16 protein-coding genes are annotated in these 18,943 nt (G+C 69.4%); 14 read left to right on the top strand and 2 right to left on the bottom strand.

The window, feature by feature from the left end; all coding sequences use genetic code 11:
• The first annotated feature begins 180 nt into the window (after positions 1–180).
• The 5 genes from AC3AP7_RS24035 (at position 181) to AC3AP7_RS24055 (ending at position 4,855) form a co-directional block, all read left to right on the top strand.
• Complete coding sequence (locus AC3AP7_RS24035) at positions 181–774, top strand: rhomboid family intramembrane serine protease (RefSeq protein WP_487362812.1); 594 nt, start codon at positions 181–183, stop codon at positions 772–774.
• A 92-nt stretch (positions 775–866) separates the two neighbouring features.
• Positions 867–2,468: a bifunctional aminoglycoside phosphotransferase/ATP-binding protein gene (locus tag AC3AP7_RS24040; RefSeq protein WP_487362813.1), complete on the top strand. Its 1,602-nt coding sequence runs from the start codon at positions 867–869 to the stop codon at positions 2,466–2,468.
• 161 nt (positions 2,469–2,629) lie between these two features.
• The gene (locus tag AC3AP7_RS24045; protein WP_487362814.1) at positions 2,630–3,469 is read left to right on the top strand and encodes a universal stress protein; all 840 of its coding nucleotides are present in this window, start codon (positions 2,630–2,632) and stop codon (positions 3,467–3,469) included.
• 58 nt (positions 3,470–3,527) lie between these two features.
• Positions 3,528–4,031, top strand: coding sequence for a universal stress protein (locus tag AC3AP7_RS24050; protein WP_487362815.1), 504 nt, complete (start codon positions 3,528–3,530; stop codon positions 4,029–4,031).
• Positions 4,028–4,855, top strand: a complete 828-nt coding sequence (locus tag AC3AP7_RS24055; protein WP_487362816.1) for a universal stress protein — start codon at positions 4,028–4,030, stop codon at positions 4,853–4,855. The genes AC3AP7_RS24050 and AC3AP7_RS24055 overlap by 4 nt, the downstream gene beginning before the upstream one ends.
• A gap of 202 nt (positions 4,856–5,057) precedes the next feature.
• On the opposite strand, the gene AC3AP7_RS24060 is transcribed toward AC3AP7_RS24055, so the two are convergent.
• Complete coding sequence (locus AC3AP7_RS24060; protein ID WP_487362817.1) at positions 5,058–5,945, bottom strand: LysR family transcriptional regulator; 888 nt, start codon at positions 5,943–5,945, stop codon at positions 5,058–5,060.
• A 125-nt stretch (positions 5,946–6,070) separates the two neighbouring features.
• Between AC3AP7_RS24060 and AC3AP7_RS24065 the strand changes: the two genes are divergently transcribed.
• The 7 genes from AC3AP7_RS24065 to AC3AP7_RS24095 all read left to right on the top strand — a co-directional run bounded on the left by AC3AP7_RS24065 (position 6,071) and on the right by AC3AP7_RS24095 (position 15,084).
• A complete protein-coding gene (locus AC3AP7_RS24065; protein WP_487362818.1) occupies positions 6,071–7,255 on the top strand; it encodes an MFS transporter in 1,185 nt (394 codons plus the stop codon).
• A gap of 83 nt (positions 7,256–7,338) precedes the next feature.
• Positions 7,339–7,767: a MarR family winged helix-turn-helix transcriptional regulator gene (locus AC3AP7_RS24070; RefSeq protein ID WP_487362819.1), complete on the top strand. Its 429-nt coding sequence runs from the start codon at positions 7,339–7,341 to the stop codon at positions 7,765–7,767.
• Positions 7,768–7,860: 93 nt separating this feature from the next.
• Positions 7,861–8,310 (top strand): MarR family winged helix-turn-helix transcriptional regulator, encoded by a 450-nt coding sequence (locus AC3AP7_RS24075; protein WP_487362820.1) that lies wholly within the window; start codon positions 7,861–7,863, stop codon positions 8,308–8,310.
• Between the two features lie 54 nt (positions 8,311–8,364).
• Positions 8,365–9,468, top strand: coding sequence for an HlyD family secretion protein (locus AC3AP7_RS24080; RefSeq protein ID WP_487362821.1), 1,104 nt, complete (start codon positions 8,365–8,367; stop codon positions 9,466–9,468).
• An 18-nt stretch (positions 9,469–9,486) separates the two neighbouring features.
• On the top strand, positions 9,487–11,067 hold the full coding sequence (locus AC3AP7_RS24085) for a DHA2 family efflux MFS transporter permease subunit (RefSeq protein WP_487362822.1): 1,581 nt from the start codon (positions 9,487–9,489) through the stop codon (positions 11,065–11,067).
• Between the two features lie 49 nt (positions 11,068–11,116).
• Complete coding sequence (locus AC3AP7_RS24090) at positions 11,117–12,595, top strand: efflux transporter outer membrane subunit (protein WP_487362823.1); 1,479 nt, start codon at positions 11,117–11,119, stop codon at positions 12,593–12,595.
• A gap of 281 nt (positions 12,596–12,876) precedes the next feature.
• Positions 12,877–15,084: a TonB-dependent receptor gene (locus AC3AP7_RS24095; protein WP_487362824.1), complete on the top strand. Its 2,208-nt coding sequence runs from the start codon at positions 12,877–12,879 to the stop codon at positions 15,082–15,084.
• Positions 15,085–15,285: 201 nt separating this feature from the next.
• On the opposite strand, the gene AC3AP7_RS24100 is transcribed toward AC3AP7_RS24095, so the two are convergent.
• The gene (locus tag AC3AP7_RS24100) at positions 15,286–16,083 is read right to left on the bottom strand and encodes a sulfotransferase family protein (RefSeq protein ID WP_487362825.1); all 798 of its coding nucleotides are present in this window, start codon (positions 16,081–16,083) and stop codon (positions 15,286–15,288) included.
• A gap of 565 nt (positions 16,084–16,648) precedes the next feature.
• On the opposite strand from AC3AP7_RS24100, the gene pdxR reads away from it, so the two are divergent.
• Both pdxR and AC3AP7_RS24110 read left to right on the top strand, forming a co-directional pair.
• Positions 16,649–18,175, top strand: coding sequence for a MocR-like pyridoxine biosynthesis transcription factor PdxR (pdxR, locus tag AC3AP7_RS24105; protein WP_487362826.1), 1,527 nt, complete (start codon positions 16,649–16,651; stop codon positions 18,173–18,175).
• A 247-nt stretch (positions 18,176–18,422) separates the two neighbouring features.
• Positions 18,423–18,830, top strand: coding sequence for a nuclear transport factor 2 family protein (locus tag AC3AP7_RS24110; protein WP_487362827.1), 408 nt, complete (start codon positions 18,423–18,425; stop codon positions 18,828–18,830).
• Positions 18,831–18,943 lie beyond the last annotated feature (113 nt).

Raw genomic sequence — 18,943 nt, forward strand, 5'->3', positions numbered from 1 at the left:
GGCTTCCTCCTGACCGATCGAACATTGCGCGCAGCGCCGATAGCGAAATAATGGACCCCGCCACAGCGGTCTTTCTGACGTGGGTCAAACGTCCGGAACGCAACGGGCCTAGCGTAACGAACGAGGCTCCGCGGGCGGACATGCGCCCCCGGAGGTCATGGGACGCGTTGCGGAGTGGCGATGACGATTGCACTGGTGCTGCTGAACGTCGCGGCGTTTTTCCTTGAGATGGCGGCGCCGCAGCCGATGATCGCGTGGTTTGCGCTATGGCCCCCGGCACCGGCGAGCGTGCCGGGGGCCCCGCCATTTCATGTCTATCAGTTGGTCACCTACAGCGTGCTGCACGCGAACGTCACCCACATCGCGTTCAACCTGTTCGGCCTGTACGTGTTCGGCCGCGACGTCGAAGGCGTGCTCGGCCGCGCGCGGCTTGCGCTGCTGTACGGCGCGAGCGTCGTCGCGGGCGGCATCGCGCAGATCGCCCTGCAACTCGTGTCGCCGCCGGCCGGCGCGCCGACGATCGGCGCGTCGGCCGGCGTATTCGGCCTGCTCGTCAGCTATGCGGTACTGTTTCCGCAGCGGCGCCTGATGCTGCTGTTTCCGCCGATCCCGATGCCCGCGTGGCTCTTCGCCACCGGCTACGCGGTAATCGAACTCGCGCTGGGCGTGAGCGGCACGCAAAGCGGCGTGGCGCACTTCGCGCATCTCGGCGGGATGCTTGGTGCGATCGGATGCCTGCTCGTGTGGTCGCGGCAGGCGCGGCGCGCGCAGTGATCTCGCCACGCGCGCCGCCCGCCATGCCGTCCGCCCCCGCTCGCCCGGCTTCGCGCTTCACCCCGCTTTTCAGGTCATTTCGCGCGCGTGCGATGAAGCGCGGCTTTCGCGCAATGATCCGCGCGCTGCGGCGTGCCGCTGCGTATCCGCATCCGGCCGGCCGGATCGCCTGCATCGAGACGCACCTGTCCGTCGTCTATCTGGCAGGACGCTACGCGTACAAGCTCAAGAAGCCGGTCGACTTCGGCTTCGTCGATTACGCGAGCGCGGCCGCGCGGCGACGTGCGTGTTGCGACGAAGTGCGGCTGAACCGGCCGCTTGCGAAGCCGCTTTATCTCGGCGTCGTGCCGGTCGTCCGGCGCGCCGGGTCGTATGCGATCGCCGCCCGCGGCGAGGCCGCCGGCTACGCGGTCCGGATGCGGCGTTTCAGCGAGGACGACGTGTACGCTTCGCTCGCCGCCCGCCACGCGCTCACGCGCGGCGACGTGGACCGGCTCGCGCAGCGCCTCGCGGCCTTTCACCGCCATGCGCCGCGCGATCCGCCGATGCGCCGCTTCGGCACGGCGCGCGGCGTGCGCACCCAGATCGAGGGCGTGCTCGCGTCGCTCGAACACGAGGCGCCCGGCTGCGTGCCGTCCGCGTTGCGTGAGGGCTGCGCGACGGAACTCGCGCGTGTCGCGCAGCATCTGGATGCGCGCCGCGCGGCGGGCTTCGTGCGCGGCTGTCATGGGGATCTGCATCTCGCGAACATCGTGCGGCACGGGCGCGACGTGCTGATGTTCGATTGCATCGAATTCAGCGATGCCTTGCGCTGGATCGACATCGTCAGCGATCTGGCCTTTCCGGTGATGGATCTGCTTGCGTACGGCCGGCCCGATCTCGCGTCACGGCTCGTGAACGAGTGGGTCTGCGCGACCGGCGACTTCGCGGGTCTCGCGGCGTTGCGCGTGTTCGCGGCCTATCGCGCGCTGGTGCGCGCGCTCGTCGCACGGCTGAAAGCGCGCGAATCCGGCACGCGCGGCCACGTGCCGGACGCCGCGCGCTATCTGCAGGTCGCGACCCACGTGATGGCGCCGCAGACCGCAAGCCTGATTCTGTGCCACGGGTTCCCGGGGTCCGGCAAGTCGGCGGCCAGCGCCGCGCTTGCGCCGATGATCGGCGCGCTGCGCGTCAGCAGCGACGTCGAGCGCAAGCGCCGCACGCCGCTCGCGGCCGCCGATCGCGCGCCGCTGCCCGCCGCGGCCTACGCGCGAGCGGCGCTCGACGCCCAGTACGACCGGCTGCTGTCGATCGCCGATGCGTTGCTGCGCAGCGGCTACCCGGTCATCGTCGATGCCGGTTTTCTGCGGCAGGCCCATCGCGCGCGCTTCATCGAGGCAGCGCGCAGGCAGGCGGCGCCCGTCGTCATCGTCGATTTTCACGCGCCGCGCGAACGGCTCGAACAGCGCGTCGTCCGCCGCTCGGCGCTCGGGCGCGATCCGTCCGATGCCGATGTGGCCGTGCTGCGCCAGCAGTTCGCCGACGCACAGCCGCTGACGTCCGGGGAATCGGCGCTGACCGTGGCACTGGACACCGACGTCGCGCTCGCGGCCTTCGACACGCCCCCCTACTGGCAAGCGCTGCTCGAACGCCTGCCCGCGCCCGGATGGCTGGCGGAGCGCGCCGCGCAGACCGCGCCCCGCGAGCCCGCGTGATGCCGCCCGAAGCCCGCCGGGCCGCGCCGCGCGTGCGATACGTCGCCCGCCGCCGTACCGCGCCGACGTTCGCTTGATCTGCATCAGAGCGCCGCGCAGCGCGCCTTCTAGACTGCGAATCACACTGAGGCGCCTGATGCCTTCTCCGCGGAGCCGTCGCCATGACCTACCCCAGCATCCTCGTTCAGCTCGACGCGAGCGAGGCCGCGTATGCGCGGTTCGCACTCGCGCTGCGCCTCGCCACGCAATTCGGCGCCCATCTGAGCGGCCTCTTCACGCGCTTGCGGCCCGTGCCCGCCGCGTTCGACATGCTGGCCGGCGTGGCCGGCTACGGCGCGGACCAGCCGGACGAGCCCACGAGACAGCAAGCCGCGCTTGAACACCTGTTCCATGCGGAAACGCGTCGCGCCAGGGTGCCCGGCGAATGGCGCGCCATCGACGAATACGCGAACACCGCGGTCCCGCGGGCAGCGCGGCTCGCGGACCTGACCGTGATCGGACAGGACAACCCGGACGACCCCGGCGCGTTCGTCGCCGACCAGTTCGTCGAGAACCTCGTGCTGTCGGCCGGCCGCCCGGTGCTGATCGTGCCGCGCGCCGGGGAATTTCCGCATGCCGGCCGTCACGTGCTGTTCGCGTGGGACGGCGGCCGCGAGGCCGTGCGCGCGCTGCACGATGCGCTGCCGCTGATGACTCGCGCGAAGCAGGTCACCGTCCTCACCATCGACGCGCTGGCCGGCGAGCCGCCCGCGAGCCGCCTGCCCGGCGCGGACATCGCGACGGTCATCGCGCGCCACGGCGTGAACGTGGTCGCCGAAGCGCTCGAAGGCAAGCATGGCGTGCCCGTCGCGGACCGGCTGCTGTCGCGCGCGGCCGAGCTCGGTGCGGACCTGATCGTGATGGGCTGCTACGGCCACTCGCGCTGGCGCGAACTCGCGCTCGGCGGCGTCACGCGCGCGATGCTCCGCTCGATGACGGTGCCGGTCCTGATGTCGCACTGACGCGCCCGGCGCAGCAGGCCGCCGCCGGCCGAAGGCGGCCATAACAGGGAGTCTGATCATGTACCAGCGTATCGTCGCGCCGATCGACGGCAGCGAAACCGCCCAGCGAGCCTTCGCGTTCGCACTTGAAACCGCCCGCGAAAACGGCGCGGAGCTGATTCCGCTCTACGTCGTCGACGTCCCGATGATCGGCTACGAGGCGCCCGGCTACGACCCGTCGGTGGTGCGCGACGCGCTGATGCAGGAAGGCGGGCGGCTGAAGGCCGACGCGCTCGCCGTCATGCAGCGCGAGCACATCAGGGGGACGCCACGGATCGTCGAAACCGACCTGCCCGGCGGCGATATCGCGCAACGCATCCTCGACGAAGTGCGCGCAACCCATGCCGACCTCGTCGTGATGGGCACGCACGGACGACGCGGCGTGCGCCGGCTCATGCTCGGCAGCGTCGCGGAACGGTATGTGCGCGTGTCCTGCTGCCCGGTTCTGCTGATTCCCGGCAGCGCCGCCCAGCCGGCGCCGGCCGGCGCGACCGCCGACGAAACTGCCAGGGAATCCTCATGAACTACGCGACCGTGCTCGTCCATCTCGACGACAGCCCTCACAGCGATGCGCGCGCAGACTTCGCGCTTGATTTCGCGCTGCGCCACAACGCGCATCTGATCGGGCTTTACCTCGTGCGCGACGGCGTGCCCGGCGCGCCGGGCGTGCGCCAGGGCGGCACGAATCCGGGCGCGCTCGAGGCCCGGCGCGCCGAATGCAGAAGCCGCGCGCAGGCGTACTTCGAAGCGGCCGCGCACCGCGCCGGACGGCCGTTCGAGTGGCAGGCGCCCGAGGGCTTCGCGTCCGGCGCGGCCACGCTGTACACGCGCCACGCGGACCTCGCGATCGTCGGCGAGGTGGATCGCGACAATCCGGCGGCGTCCGTCGCGCCCCACTTCGTCGAGGATCTGGTGATGACCGGCGGGCGCCCGGTGATCGTGCTGCCGCACGCGGGGCCGCTCAAGGTGTTCGGCGAAAACGTCGTCCTCGCGTGGGACGGCAGCCGCGAAGCGGCGCGCGCGACGGCCGACGCGCTGCCGATCCTGAAGCGCGCGCGCTTCGTGACGGTCGCGACCGTCGAGCGCCACGCGGACCGCGACAAGCCCGCCGGCTTCGACGTATCGGGCTATCTGGAGCGGCACCGCGTGCGCGCGGGGTTCGTGTCGCTGCCGCGCATCGCCGGACTGAGCACCGGCGTGACGCTGCTGAACCAGTTGAGCGACACGCACGCCGACCTGCTCGTGATGGGCGCCTACGCCCACACGCGCGCCCGCGAGTGGGTGCTGGGCGGCGTCACGCGCACGCTGCTCGACACGCTGACGGTGCCCGTGCTGATGTCTCATTGACGCGGCACGCCGACATCGGCCTGCGGCGTTCGCGCGCGCGGTTGCGGGCGGCATTCGTGGGCACGTTCGCGCGCCCGACCCGCGCCGCCCAGGTCGATTCGGCGCGGCGTCCCGCTGCAGGACGCCGCGGCACGCGCACGACGCCGACGATCCGCGCGAACGTGCCCACGAATGCCGCCCGCAGAATCGCGTCCGCGCGCGCTCAGCTTCGCGGCCAGTGCCCGAGCAGATAATCGACGAACGTCCGGATCTTCGGCGACGACAGTTTTGCGCGTTCGAACAGCACGTGCACCGGCGTCGCGGCCGGCGCGTACGATTCGAGCACCGGCCGCAGGCGTCCCGCGCCGAGATGCGCCGCCACCTGCCACGCAGGCGCGCGCACGATGCCGGCGCCCTCGATCGACGCCGACACCAGCGCATCCAGACTGTTGGTCCACAAACGGCCGGTCACGCTGACACGCAGGCGCGCCGCGCCCGACTGAAAGCGCCAGTCGACCGGCCCCGGCGCGTCCGAGAACACCAGGCAGTCGTGCCGGTGCAGGTCCTCCGGGGTCGCCGGCGTGCCGTGCTGCGCCAGATAGGCGGGCGCCGCGCACAGCACCATCTGGATGTCGTCGAGCTTGCGCGCAACGAGGCTCGAATCCGGCAGGCGGCCGACGCGTACCGCCAGATGCAGTCCCTCCTCCAGAAGATTCACGTTGCGATCGACGAGCACGAGATCGACGGCGACACCGGGATGCAGCCGCAAAAAGCGCGGCAGCAACGGCGCGATCATGAGGCGGCCCAGCAGGTTCGGCGCCGCGATCCGAAGCCGGCCGGACAGGCGGCCGCGCCCCGCCGACAGCGCGCTGCCGAGCTCGTCGACCTCGCCGACCAGCGCCTTCGCGCGGTCGTAGAGCAGACGTCCTTCGTCCGTCATCGCGAGCGTGCGCGTCGTGCGCCGCAGCAGCTGCGTGCCGAAGCGCGCTTCGAGCGCGCTCACGTGCCGGCTTACCGAGGTCAGCGACATCGGGATCGCGCGCGCGGCGGCCGACAGGCTTCCCGCGTCGACGACCCGCACAAAGACGGTGATGGCTTCGAAAAGATCCACGGTTTGACTCTTCCGGATTACGCAAGGGTATTCGCCGTTTTCATGGGATACCGGCGAATCACGGAATAGTCTACATTCGTTGCCAATGGCGCGGCAAAGGGCCTCGCGCAATGACGGAGCACGCCATGATCAGGCGTTCAATCTTCTGGGTGATGGCCGGCGCGGCCGGCATCGTGGTCGCGAACAATTACTACAACCAGCCGTTGCTGGCCGAGTTCGCGTCGTCGTTTCACACAAGCGAACGCGAAGCCGGCATGGTGTCCGTGGCTGCGCAGACCGGCTACGCGCTCGGGCTTCTGCTGCTCGTGCCGCTCGGCGACAAGGTCGAGCGCCGCGCGATGCTGCGCATCCTGCTGTGCATCGCGAGCGCGACGCTCGCCGCGCTCGCGCAGGCGCCGACGCTCGACTGGCTCGTCGCGGCCAGCTTTCTGACGAGTCTCGTCAGCGTCGCGCCGCAACTGCTCACGCCGTTCGCGGCACAACTCGCGCAGCCGCACCGGCGCGGCGAGGCGGTCGGCATCGTGATGTTCGGACTGCTGTGCGGCATCCTCGTCTCGCGCTCGATTTCGGGCTCGATTGCGCAATACTTCGGCTGGCGCGCGGTCTATCGGGTCGCGGCGGTCGCGATGCTGATCACGGCGCTCGTGCTGTCGTGCGTGCTGCCCCGCGCGCCGTCGACGTATCAGGGCAGCTACCGCGACCTGATGCGTTCGTTGTGGACGCTGCTGCGCGACGAACCGCTCGTGCGGCACACGTCCACGATCGCCGCGCTTCAGTTCGCCGCGTTCAGTGCGTTCTGGGCGACGCTCTCCTTTCACCTGCGCAGCATGAATCCGCACTATGGCAGCGAAGTCGCCGGGCTTTTCGGCCTGGTCGGCGTGGTCGGCGCGCTCGCGTCCACCGGCGCCGGCCGGCTGATCGATACGCGCAATCCGCGTCACGTCGTCCTCGCAAGCGGCGCGATCTTCGTCGCCGCGTTCGCGGTGCTCGCGTTCCTCGGGAACACGATGGCAGGTCTCGTCGCCGGCGTGATCCTGCTCGACCTGGGCCTGCAAAGCGCCCACGTCGCGAACATGGCCCGCAACATGAAGAGCACGAGCCATGCGATGAACCGGATCAATACGCTCTACATGACGCTGCGCTTCGCGGGCGGTGCGCTCGGCTCGTCGCTCGGCATCTGGGCGTGGAGCATCTGGCAATGGCCCGGCGTCGGCACGGTCGGCCTCGTGCTCGCCTGCGGGTCCGTGCTCGTGCAGGTCGGGCCGCGCGCGGCCGGGCAAGCCGCGTCGCGCGAGGGTTCCCGTGGCTGAGCGGGACGTGCGCAAACGCGCCCGGCCAGAAAAATTCGCGGCCGCACTTGCAATTGTGCATATGCACGCATACACTGTGCTGCATGAACCGCTCCGTCTCCTATGAAGAATGTCATTGCTTCGCGCTGCGCCAGGCAGCGCGGTATGTGACGCAACTGTACGAGCGCCATCTCGGGCAGGTCGGTCTCACGGCGGCGCAGTTCACGATTCTGGCAAAGATTTCGCGTCGCCCGCACCTGTCGATGGCCGAACTCGCGGACGCCATGGTGATGGAGCGCACAACGCTGGTCCGGGCGCTCAAGCCGCTGCAGCGCGAAGGTTATCTGGTGTCGGAAGCGGCGCATTACGACGCCCGCACACATGTATTCAGCCTCACGCATACCGGCAAGCGCGTGTTCGAGCAGGCCGTCGCCGCATGGCGGGCCGCGCAGGACGAGTTCGAAACGAAGTTCGGCAAGTCCCGCGCGAAGCTGCTTCGCCAGGAACTGTTCGAACTGACGGAATCCGAGTAATCCTCTGCCTTTTTTGTGGTTTTTTCCCCTGACAATGCGATTGTCAGCTTATCCGTTCCCCATAGAGTGCATATGCACATAAAGCGAGCCACGATGTCGGCCCCCCCTGAAGACGACTGCTTCGCGATTCGCCAGGCCTCGCGCTTCGTGTCGCAGATCTACGATCATCATCTCGCCGGGGTGGGCCTGACGATCACGCAGTATTCGATCCTCGTGCGGCTGCGCCGTCACGGCCGGCTGAGGATCCAGCAGATCGCGGCCGGGATGGTGATGGACCGCACGAGCGTCGTGCGGGCCGTGCAACCGTTGCAGCGCGACGGTCTGATCGAACGCCGCAGCGGCAGCCACCGCGCGCGGACGATCGGCATCACGGCGGCGGGCAACGCACGGCTCGACGTCGCGTATGCGCACTGGGCTGCCGCGCAACGCGCTTTCGAGCAGCAGTTCGGCATGGCGCGCGCGCACACGCTCAGGCGCGAACTGCTCGATCTGAGCCATCCCGACCGCGGCGGGACACCGGATGACTCCGCTCGTATCGCGTAACACCGCACGGTTTTCCGTTTTTTTCCTCTTTTCAGTGCATATGCACATAACGCCATGTCCTCTACCTCTTCCGTCGTTGCGCCGCCCGGCGCGGCCGATACCGCTGCCTTCGCGACGAACCGCCTGCCGTGGATGCGGCTCGCGATCCTCGCGGTTCTCGTCGTGCTTGCGGCGCTGCTGTCCTACTGGTTTTTCGTCGGGCGCTTCCATGAAACAACCGATGACGCGTATGTCGGCGGCGACGTGACCGTGATGGAGCCGCAGGTCGGCGGATTCGTCACGCGGGTCTTGGTCCAGGACAACCAGTTCGTCCACGCGAACCAGGTGCTGATCCAGCTGGATTCGCGCGACTACGACGCGCGCCTCGCCCAAACGCGGGCCGAAGTCGACAGCGCCCGGGCCGCGGTGCAGGAACTGCAGGCCAAAAAGGCGCTGCAGCAGGCCGTGATCGGCGAGCAGGCGGCCCAGTTGCGCGCCTCGCATGCCGAACTCACGCGGCGTGCCGAGGACCAGGCCCGCTATCGCGCGCTCGTCAAGGACGCGGCGGTGTCCGACCAGATCGTCGAGAAAGCGGATGCCGATCTGCTCGAAGCGCGCGCGGCCGTGGATCGCAGCGGCGCGTCGCTGAGCGCCGCACAGCGTGCGATCGCCGTACTCGATGCGCAGATCGCCGACGCGAACGCGCGCGTCGCAACCGCCGAAGCCGCCGAGCGCGTGGCCGCGCTGAACGTCGCCTACACGACGATCCGCTCGCCGGTCGACGGCTATGTCGGCAATCGCAGCGCGCGCGTCGGCATGCTCGCCAGCCCGGGCGTCTCGTTGCTGAGCGTCGTGCCGGCGAGCGGGCTGTGGGTCGATGCGAATTTCAAGGAGGACCAGCTGAAAGAGATGCACGTGGGCGATCCGGCCGACGTGACGCTGGACGCGGCGAACGGCACCCTGCATGGCGTCGTGGCAAGCCTCGCACCCGCGACCGGCGCGATTTTCAGCGTGTTGCCGGCGGAAAACGCCACCGGAAACTTCACGAAGATCGTGCAGCGCGTGCCGGTACGCATCCGCCTCGACGTGCCGAAAGACCGCGAGCACGTGTTGCGCGCGGGTCTGTCGGCCACCGTGACGGTGAACGTGCGCGCGCACGCGCCGCACGGCCGGTCGTGAGCGAAGCGAGGCGCCGTCATGACCGCTTCCCTCACCCCGCTGCCGAATCCGATGGACCTGCCCACACGGACCAAGGTCGTCGCGTTTGCGGCCATGTGCCTGGGCTTTTTCATGGCAACGCTCGACATCCAGATCGTCGCGTCGTCGCTGCGCGACATCGGCGGCGGGCTGTCCGCGAGCCAGGATGAGCTGTCCTGGGTGCAGACGTCTTACCTGATTGCCGAGATCATCGTGATCCCGATGTCCGGCTGGCTCACGCGCGTGTTTTCGACGCGCTGGGTATTCGCGTTTTCCGCGCTCGGCTTCACGATCACGAGCATGCTGTGCGGCATGGCCTGGGATATCGATTCGATGATCCTGTTTCGCGGCCTGCAGGGCGCGCTCGGCGCCGCGATGATCCCGACGGTATTCACGACCGCGTTTGTGATCTTCCCGCCGCGGCAGCGGCTGATCGCGTCGACCACGATCGGCGCGCTCGCGACGCTCGCGCCGACGATCGGTCCGGTCATCGGCGGCTGGATCACGTCGCAATGGTCGTGGCACTGGCTGTTCTATCTGAATCTCGCGCCCGGCATCGCGGTCACGCTGTTCGTGCCGCGTGTCGTCAACTTCGATCGCGCGGATCTGTCGCTGCTGAAAAAGGGCGATTACGTCGGCATCCTGCTGATGTCCGGCTTTCTGGGCTGCCTCGAATACGTGCTGGAAGAAGGCCCGCGCAAAAACTGGCTCGGCGACGACGTGATCGTCGTCTGCACGGGCATCTGCGCGATCTGCGGCTTTCTCTTTCTGGTGCATGCGTTCACCGCGAGCGACCCGGTCGTGGATCTGCGTGCGCTCGCCGTGCGCAATTTCGGCATCGGCAGCCTGCTGTCGTTCATTACCGGCATCGGCATCTTCTGCACCGTGTTCCTCACGCCCGTGTTTCTCGCACGGGTGCGCGGCTTCGACTCGCTGCAAACCGGCTTGGCGCTGCTGTCCGTGGGCTGCTTCCAGCTGCTGGGTCTCGCGGTCTACTCGACCCTCACGCGCTTTATCGGCATGCGCTCGCTGCTCGTGCTCGGCCTCGCGATGTTCGGCCTCGGCTGCTATCTGTACGTTCCATTGACGAGCCAATGGGGCTGGCAGCAGCTGCTGCTGCCGCAGGCGCTGCGCGGTTTCGGCCAGCAGTTCGCGATACCGCCGATCGTCACGATGGCGCTCGGCGCGCTGCCGCCGTCGCGGCTGCGCTCCGCCAGCGGCCTGTTCAACCTGATGCGTAACCTCGGCGGCGCGATCGGCATCGCGGTCGCGAGCACGATGCTCAACGACCGCCTGAACCTGCACTACGAAAGGCTCGACGAGCACCTGAGCGTCGGGCGTCCGGTCGTCGATGCGCTGCTGCAGCAACAGGGCGCCCATCTCGCGGCGGTCGCCGGCAATGCGCTCGACGCCGCCCATGCCGGCCTCGGCCTGCTGCATGCGCTGCTGATGCGCGAAGCGCTCACGCTGACGTTTTCGGACGCGTTCTACGCGGTCGCGCTGTGCTTCGTCGTCGGACTCGCGAGTGCGCTCTTTTCACGTCCTTTCGGAAATGCCGCGCCGCCCCCGGATGCACATTAGCCATGCGTAAATCCTCCTGATTCCATCGCACTCCGAATCTATTTTTTCTATGAAATCGACTCTTGCCATTCTGCTCGCCGGCTCCGCCGCATTCGCCCTCGCCGGGTGTGCGGTCGCGCCCGCGTCGCACGCCACGTTGTCGGCCGCGGTCCAGCGTGCCGCACCGGCGACGTTCAGCGTGCCCGCGCCACAGGACGCCGCCGACACCAACGCGTGGTGGTCGCAGTTCGGCGATCCGGTAATGCACGCGCTGATCGCTTCGGTACTCGACGATAACCTCGACGTGCAGGCCGCCGTCGAGCGCGTGAAGCAGGCGCAGTTCGCGGTTGCCGGGCGCGACGCCGCGCTGCTGCCCGAACTGGATGCGAGCGCAACCGCATCCGATACGCGCATCAACGCGCCGCCGCCGCTTGGCTACGTGCGCGAGGCCGGCGTCGGCGTCACCGGAAGCTGGACGCCGGATGTGTTCGGCGGCGAACGCCTCGCGGTGCTCGCCGCCCGGGCGCAGGAAACGCACCGCCGCGACGCGCTCGACGCGCTGCGTCTCGCGCTGGCCGCGAATACGGCCAGCGCATACATCGACCTGCGCTGGGCCCAGCAGCAACAGCGGATTCTCGACGACAACGCGCGGATCCGCGCGAGCGCGCTGACGCTCACGCAGCAACGGCTGCACTACGGCCTCGCGACGCAACTCGACGTGGCGCGCGCGCAGAACCAGGTGCAGGAACTGCAAGCGCAGTTGCCGCGCGTGCAGGCGCAGATCCAGCATCAGTTGAGCCTGATCGCCGTGTATGCGGGGCGTCCGCCCGAGCGCGTCACTGCCGCCGCGCTGATCGGCGCGCAGGCGATTCCGGTTCCCGCGCAAGGCGTGCCGGCCGTGTTGCCGTCCACCGCGCTGCTGCGGCGGCCCGACGTCGAGGCCGCCTATGCGACGCTCGAACAGCGCGCGGCCGAGGTCGGGGCGGCGCGCGCCCAGCGCTATCCGCAGTTCCGGCTGAATCTCACGGACGGCGTGCTCGCGTCGTCCTATCTCGGCTTGCCGACGCTCACCGACAACCTGTTCAGCGCGGCGCTCAGCGCAAGCAGTCCGATTTTCGACGCGGGGCGCATCACCGCGAACATCGGCCGCAACGAGAGCCGGATGCGGGAATCGCAACTCGATCTGCAGCAGACGATGCTGCAGGCGCTAAAGCAGATCGAGGACAGCCGCAGCGATCTCGTGAGCCGCGCGCAGCAGGTCGAGCGGCTGCACGGCGCGCTCGACGCGTCGGCACACGCGCTGACGCTGTCGACCGAGCTGTACAAGGGCGGCGCGTCGAGCTTCCTCGACGTGCTCGACGCGCAGCAGGCCTATCTGCGCGACGCCGAATCGCTGAACGACGCGCAACGCGCGCATGCGCTCGCCGCGGTTGCGCTGTACCGTTCGCTCGGCGGCGGCTGGGCACGCGCTGCGCGCGCCGACCGCCCTGCGGATGCGGCGTCGGGCGCACTCTCCACGACCCGGGCGACGCCGGTCGCGACCGAATGAGCCGCATGCCGCGCGGGCAGCCGGAACCGGCCCGCGCGACGCCCCGGCCCGCGCCGTGTCCCACGCGGCGCGGGCGCAGCGTCTGACCGTCCGGCACCGAAACGTTCCACACCCCACGTCCCATACCCCACGTCCCACACCGCAAACATCAAATACGAATGATTATCATTTGTCTTATTGTTTGTGTATGATGGAGCCCGCCGATGCCATACGGATCAGCCCGGCACACGCCGAACGACCAACAAGACGAACAGCACAGACACACGCGACGCACTCCGAACATGACACGAACCCTCCGCTCGACCGCGCGCGCGCTTCGCGTCGCGCCGCTCGCCGCTGCTGCGCAGTGCCTCCTGCCGATCCTCGCCGCCGGTTCCGCGGGTATTTCCGTCGCCGCTCACGCCGCCGGTGCGGCGGGCGACGCCGCCGCGCCGGCGGTCCTGCCGACCGTCAGCGTGCAGGGCAAGGACGCGCCGCTCCCCGGCGATCTCGCGCCCGCCTATCCGGGCGGACAGGTTGCGAGCGGCGCGCCGGTCGGCGTGCTCGGCGAGCAGAAGCTGATCGACGTGCCTTTTTCGGTGACGAGCTATACGTCCGGGCTGATCGCCGACCAGCAGGCGCACACGCTCGCGGACGTGGTCGCCAACGACCCCGCGGTGCGCACCGCGCTCGGCTACGGCAACTTCGCCGAGACCTACCTGATCCGCGGCTTCGAGATCTACTCGGACGACGTCGCGCTCGACGGCCTGTACGGCCTCACGCCGCGCCAGATGATCGGCACCGGCGCGATCGAGCGCGTCGATGTCTTCAAGGGCGCCAATGCGTTCGTGAACGGCGCGGCGCCCGGCGGCTCCGGCGTGGGCGGCGGCATCAGCGTGCAGACCAAGGTCGCCGGCGACGCGCCGCTCGCCGAGGTCACGCTCGAAGGCAGCGCGTCGGGCGAACTCGGCACGCACGTGGACGTCGGCCGCCGCTTCGGCGCAAACGACCAGTTCGGCATCCGCGTGAACCAGACCGTCGAGGGCGGCGACACGAGCGTCGACAACGAGACGCGCCACGACCAGCAGACGGCCGTGTCGCTCGACTACCGCGGCGAGCGGCTGCGTCTGTATGCCGATCTGCTGTACCAGAAGGAGCACATCGCACAAGGCCGCCCCGGCGTGTTCGTGATCGGCGGCGACGTGCCGGCCACGCCGTCCGCGACGTACAACTATGCGCAGCCGTGGACCTCGTCGTCGATGGAAGACACGGTCGGGATGCTGCGCGGCGAGTACGACCTGTCGCGCAACTGGACCGCGTATGCCGGCATCGGCACGCGCCACACGACCGAACACGGCGACTACTCGACGCTCACCGACGCCGACGGCGCCGTCAGCGCGTACCGGATGGGCACGATGCACAAGGAATACGCGATCTCGGCGCAAGCCGGCGTGCGCGGCCAGTTCGACACCGGCCCGGTGAGCCACACGCTGAACGCGGGCTGGCAGATCAACCGCGTGGCGGGATACAACGCGTACGACTTCAGCCCGTCGTTTGCGACGAGCCTGTACGACACCCCGTCCGTCGCGCGGCCCGCGGGCGACTTCAGCGGCGGCGACTTCGCGGACCCCGGTCTCACGAGCATCGAGCTGATGCGCAGCTTCGTCGTGTCCGACACGCTCGGCCTGTTCGGCGACCGCGCGCGGGTAACGCTCGGCGCGCGGCGGCAGAACATCGTCGCGAACGGCTACGACTACGGCACCGAAGTGCAAAGCTCCGCGTACAACGAATCCGTGACGACGCCGCTCGTCGGCATCGTCTACAAGCTGCAGCCCAATCTGGCCGTCTATGCGAATCGCAGCGAAAGCCTCGTCGCGGGCGGCACGGCGCCGGGCACCGCCGCCAATGCCGGCGCCGTGGTCGCGCCGTTTCGCGCGCGCCAGTACGAGGCCGGCATCAAGTACGACGCGAATCGCTACGGCACCGCGCTGGCGATCTACCAGATCCGCCAGCAGGTCGCGTACACCGACAGCGTGACCCACGTCTACGCGGCCGACGGCGTGCAGCGCCACCGCGGCGTCGAGTTCTCGGTGTACGGCGAGCCGGTGCGCGGCGTGCGGGTGATCGGCGGCGTGTCGTACATCGACGCGCGGCTCGATGACACCGACGGCGGCGCGGACAACGGCAACCGCCCGATCGGCGTGCCCGCGTGGACCTTCAACGCGAACCTTGAATACGACGTCCCGCGCGTGAGCGGGCTCACGCTGATGGCGCGCGCGCTGTGGACCGGCACGCAGTATCTGGATCAGGCGAACACGCAGCAGGTGCCGTCATGGACGCGCTTCGACGTCGGCGCCCGTTACGCCACCCGCGCGTTCGGCCACGCGACCCGCTTCCGGCTGATGGTGACGAACCTCGCGAACCGCTCATACTGGTCGTCCGCGCTGGGCGGCTATCTGACCCAGGCCGAGCCGCGCACCGCGTGGTTCTCGGTGACGACCGACTTCTGAGCCGCGCGGCCGCGTGCCGGGGCCAGACCGGGGGCATGGCCGGGCCATGCTGGGCGCATGACGGGGCCATGCCGGGTGCGCAGCGGGGCCATGCCCGTGCGCAGCAAGCCCTCGCCTGCGGCGCACAGCAGGTCCGCGCCGGACCGCAGCAGGCTGACGCCAGGCGAAGCCCGGGCGAACCCCACGCCTCCCGCCGCCCCCCTAGGCCGCCACGTACCCCAGGCGCGTCGCCGCGCCGCCGGCCAGCCGCAGCAGTTTTTCGTCGGTCATCGGCGTGCTCGGCACGAGGTAGAGGTCCGCGATATCGGTGACCGGCTCGCTGAACGGCGTCGGCTTGCGGCGCTGGGCGCTCAGGAAGTCGCTGATCGGCGCGGCATCCGCGAGCCCGAGAAAACGCCCGATCCGCGCGGCCGTCGTCGGGCCGTCCTCGACCAGATGCCGGTACGCGACCGTCAGGTGCTGGTGAGCCGGCAGTTCCTCGAAGAAATCGAGGATCTCGGTCGCATATTGCCCCCACACCCGCACGCCGTCGTCGATCGAGCCGATCCAGTGCTTGCGCACCAGCGAATGCGCGACCCGCCCCGGATCGCGATGGATGTGCAGGAAGCGCGCGTGCGGCAGCATCGCGCGGATCAGCCGCAGGCAGGAGCCCGAGCGCGGCAGCCGCTCGACCGAGCCGGCACGGCCGGAGAGGATCGTCGGATCTGCATACGGCGGATGCTTGTCGCCCCAGATCGGCGCCGTCATCGCCAGTTCTTCCCGGTAGAAGCGCTCGACCCACGCGCCCAGCGTGCGCTGGCTGTACGCGACGAAGCGGTCGCGGCACGCGGCGTCGAGCAGGTCGGGCCGCCGGCTGCCGAGCTCCAGCGTGTCCTTGAGCAGCGCGAACACCCGGCACTCGTTGGTCAGATGAATCAGCGGATGCGCATTGAGGACGGAACAGAGAAACGTCGTTCCCGACCTCGGTGAACCCACGATGAAAAGCGGAAAGGACTCCATACGGCCTCCTGGGGGTGCGCGACGGCAGATCGGCTGCCGAGCCGGTTAAAGGTCGGTTGTGGAGCGGTCGGACGCGGTCCTCGATCGGCTTGCGAGCGATGCCGGAGCGCTCTTGCACGCCGATATGTCCGCTTGTGCCCGCTTGTGCCCACTTGTCCCGCTTGTGCGTGATTGTGCCCGCTGCCGATGGCAGGAAACTGACGCCGCGCTGACCGCGCCGTCAACCCTCGCGAACGGCCGGGCCACCCGCCGCAGCGAGCGAGCAGCAATCATTCGTATAACGTAACAAATTCTAACGAATGATATTTCGGCAACCCTGATCTGGATCAACACGGCCCGCACGAATCGTGCCGCAACACCGAAGCGGCGCGCCGCGAACGCAGCAACAGCAGCAACAGCCGGTATTCGCCGCCGCGCCCCGGTTCGCGGTATCGTCATGGGACGCCGGTTGCGCCGCCGCACCAGTACCAGACGGGCGCGATCGTTGAGTCCACATCCTCGCCGCGACGCGCGTATTCTCGCGATACCGCGCCCCGCGGGCCCAGGATCGACCCCAGGAGAGAGCATGCCGAGCCGTACCCCGTCCGCGCTGTGGACCCAGCAGTTCCGCCGGTCCACGGACGCGAAGACGAGCCTGCAGGACCAGATTCGCCAGATGCTCGTGTCGATGATCCTCGACGGGCAACTGCCTCCCGACGCGGCGCTGCCGTCGAGCCGGGAGCTTGCCGACCAGCTCGGCGTCGCACGCAACACCGTCGTGTTCGCCTATCAGATTCTCGTCGAGGAAGGCTATCTGATCTCGCGCGAGCGCAGCGGCCACTTCGTCAACCCGGAGATGCTGCGCGGCCTGCGCGGCCTCACCGCGCCGCCGCCCGCGCCCCAGGCGCCCGCCGGCGCGGCGCCGTCCGCGCGGCCGATGTGGCAGAAGCGCATCGCCCGCCCGCCTTCGGCGCAGCGCAACATCGTCAAGCCGGCCAACTGGCAGATCTACGACTACCCGTTCGTCTACGGGCAGTTCGACCAGTCGCTGTTTCCGACCAACGACTGGCGCGAGTGCTGCATCAAGGCGCTGTCGGTCATGGAGATCCGCAACTGGGCGCCCGACCTGATCGAGCGCGACGACGAATCGCTGATCCAGCAGATCCGCACCCGCGTGCTGCCGCGGCGCGGCGTGTTCGCGGCGACCGACGAGATCGTCATCACGAACGGCTGCCAGCAGGCGCTGTATCTGGTCGCCGACCTGCTGTGCGGCAAGCGCACGCGGATCGGCTTCGAGAATCCCGGCTACCCGGATGCGCGCAACATCTTCGAGAACCGCGACGCGGTGTTCGTCGAGCTGCCGGTCGACGGCGACGGCATCGCGCCCGACCGCGCGGCCGAGCGGCTCTCGCGCTGCGACTACGTGTACGTGACGCCGAGCCACCAGTGCCCGACCACGACGACGATGCCGATCGAGCGCCGCCGCGCGCTGCTCGACCTCGCGCAGCAGCACGACTTCGTGATCATCGAGGACGACTACGAGAGCGAAAACACGTTCTCGGGCACCCCGCACCCGGCGCTGAAGAGCCTCGACACGGCCGACCGCGTGATCTACGTCGGCAGCCTCTCGAAGAGCTTCGCGCCGGGGCTGCGGCTCGGCTACGTGGTCGGGCCGCGCGAGCTCGTGCGCGAACTGCGCGCGCTGCGCCGGCTAATGGTGCGTCACCCGGTCGCCTACATCCAGCGCGCGTTCGCGACCTTCCTCGCGCTCGGCCACCAGGACGCGCTGCTGCGCCGCCTCGCGACCGCGCACAAGGAGCGCGCGCAGGCGCTGACGGCCGCGCTCGACGTCCACCTGCCCGAAGCGCGCTACATGCCGGTTTCGGGCGGCGCGTCGTGCTGGGTCGAAGGCCCCGCGTGGCTCGACGCCGCCCGGCTTGCCGACGACGCGCGCGCCGCCGGCATCCTGATCGAACCCGGCGGCGTCTTCTTCATGGACCAGAGCGGGCCGAGCCGCTACTTCCGGATGGGCTTCTCGGCAATCAAGCTCGAACGGATCGAGCCCGGCGTGCGCGCGCTCGCGCAGGTCGTGCGCGCGCAGCAGCCCGGCTGAACGGGCGGCCCGGCGCCCTCCCCGCGCCCTCCCTGCGCCCTCCCTGCGCCCGCCAGACCCCGCCCCAGCGCCCTCCCGACACCCGCCTTCCCCCCCCGCGCGCCCGCCGGCTGCGGGCTGGCCCAGGCGAAACCTGCGGACTGGCGCTACCGCCACGGCGCGCCGCTCACTAACGTGTCAATACTGGATGCCGCTCGCGCGCTCTCACGATCGCGCGAGCGGCGGCCCCCATCCTCAGGAGACACGTATGGCAGACCCGCACACCCTCGCCCCCGTCACGGCCGACACGCTGGCCGCTTTTTCCGATGCGTTCAACCGGCATGACGCCGACGCGCTGATGGGCTTCATGACCGCAGACTGCATCTTCGACGCGGCCGGCGGCCCCGACGTCCACGGCACCCGCTTTGCCGGACGCGACGCGGTACGCGCGGCCTTCGAGGCCGTCTTCAGGACCTTCCCGGACGCCCACTGGGGCCAGGGCCGCCACCTGGTCGCCGGCGAGCGCGGCGTATCCGAATGGGTGTTTACCGGCACGCACGCGGACGGCTGGCGCATCGAGGCCGAAGGCTGCGACCTGTTCGAGTTCCGCGACGGCCTGATCGCCGTCAAGCGCGCCTTCCGCAAGGAGCGCCCGAAGCTGCCCGCGCAGGGCTGAGCGCGCCGGCGCGCGGACCTCGCCCCCAGCACAGTCGAATTTGAAACGAATCGTTCCATTTAATTCCACTTTTTACCTCGAATTGCGGAATCGCTTGACCAGGCCGTTCAACG

It is taken from the genome of Paraburkholderia sp. PAMB 6770 (assembly GCF_057748135.1).